This window comes from Bisbaumannia pacifica, assembly GCF_007989625.1.
Classification (GTDB): domain Bacteria; phylum Pseudomonadota; class Gammaproteobacteria; order Pseudomonadales; family Halomonadaceae; genus Bisbaumannia; species Bisbaumannia pacifica.
In genome coordinates, this window is sequence record NZ_BJUK01000096.1 from 1 (window position 1) to 1,675 (window position 1,675).

General features: G+C 58.0%; 1 protein-coding gene. It reads left to right on the forward strand.

The genetic code is table 11. From position 1 onward, the window contains the following. Window positions 1-440 precede the first annotated feature (440 nt). A partial coding sequence (locus tag HPA02_RS18040) for a hypothetical protein (protein ID WP_222594017.1) occupies window positions 441-1,675 on the forward strand: 1,235 nt, incomplete at its 3' end.

Sequence of the window (1,675 nt, forward strand, 5' to 3'; positions counted from 1 at the left end):
CCGAGCGCAGCAAGTTTTCGGACATAGCCTAGGCCTGGGCGTCGTGGCCAGGACAGTCGGATCGGCAAACCGGTGGGTGGGTAAACGCGCCTCAGGGGGCGGACTCGCGTTTCTAAGTATGAGAAAACTCATCTCTCGAGTGTGAGTGAGCTCAATATGTTGGCATGTTGTTTTATTGGCGTATCTCATATTTTTGATGGCAGATAATTGGTTCTGTTTTCTTGTGTAATTGATAAGTAAATGGCGGTGGTCTGGCTAAGTTTTATATGAGTGGTCGGCTCCTTCACCGAGCGATATCGTCAAGCCGATTATCGAGACTTCGGGGTGGGCCACCGGGGGATTAGGAGCTCATCTTGAGCCGGGGCTCCCGAATAAAAAATCCTGGCCGGGAGCTGGGGCGGGCCATTGTCGCTAACCTGAGTGGCTGTGGGAGAAAAACCATGTCAGAAGATATCCTGGAAGTCACGACTACCATCAAGGTCGACGAGAGTCCCAGCGAGCAGGACGATGATATCTCGGTCGCCGACGGGGAGACGCTGTTTGCCGACCTCTACAACCTATTCGGTACGCCCGCGAATCTTGCCTTCAAGGCAGGGATGATCAGCACCCCGGACGGAATCACGACCATCGGCTGGGCGGCGGACGCGGATGGCGCCCCCATCGTCGACCTCGTCAGCAACCTGATGGCGCTCGACCCCGACACCGATAACTACGAAACGGTAACGCTCAATACCGATCCGAGCGATGACAATATACTGATCGGAAGGACGGAATCGGGCAATGTCGCCTTTATCGCGGTGATCGTGCCTAGCGCGGACGGCACCTCGTCCGACGTCTATCTCCTCGACTACCTGCCGAAGCAGCATGCCGACGGGTCGAACCCTGATGACACCGCCACGCTGAATAACCTCTTCGTCAATGTCACCGTGGAGGAGACTCTCGAGTTCGACTTCGAGGGGGCGCCTTCGGGGAACAACGACTTTATGGCCTTCGGCGATCCTGGTGGCGTGGCGATCGTGGTCACCGGGCGCAGCGCAGGCGAGACCGTCAACAGCAGCCAGTCCAATAACGAGCCCACCTCGCTCGCCGCCAACAGCAACAATATCAACGCCGGCGAGGGGCTGGTCGTTACTTATGTCAACGAGATGGATCCGAATTACCTGGTCCCCAACCTGTCCGGTCCCGAGGCGAGTAACCCGGCCAATATCCAGTTCGGCTCGCTGCAGTCGGCCACGGAAGGCTCGGTGACCATCGTCAAGGTGGGGCCCGGTAATACGACCGCGACGGTGGAACTTACCGCGCTCTTCACCGCACAGGAGGAGGGCACCGGCTTTATTCCGGGGATCGCCGACGATACCGTTATCGAGATTACCGCCGTCTACGTCAATGATGTGGCGGTGGCCTTTACCACCGATGCCAGTGGCACCGTGAAGGTCACGGGAATTACCAATAACGACGTAATTACCTTCGAGACCGCCGGCGACCATAACCGCTTTATGGTGGAGAATGGTGGAACGGGGAATGCCAGGTTCAATATCGGCGGCGTGGCACTTGCCGATATCAATACGCAAAGCGATGCCGATGCGATTACCCTGGAGTTCGATGACGATGGGCCGAGCATCGCCCTGACCAACGAGGGCGGGACGCTGCAGACCGATGACGGGGCGCTCGCGGG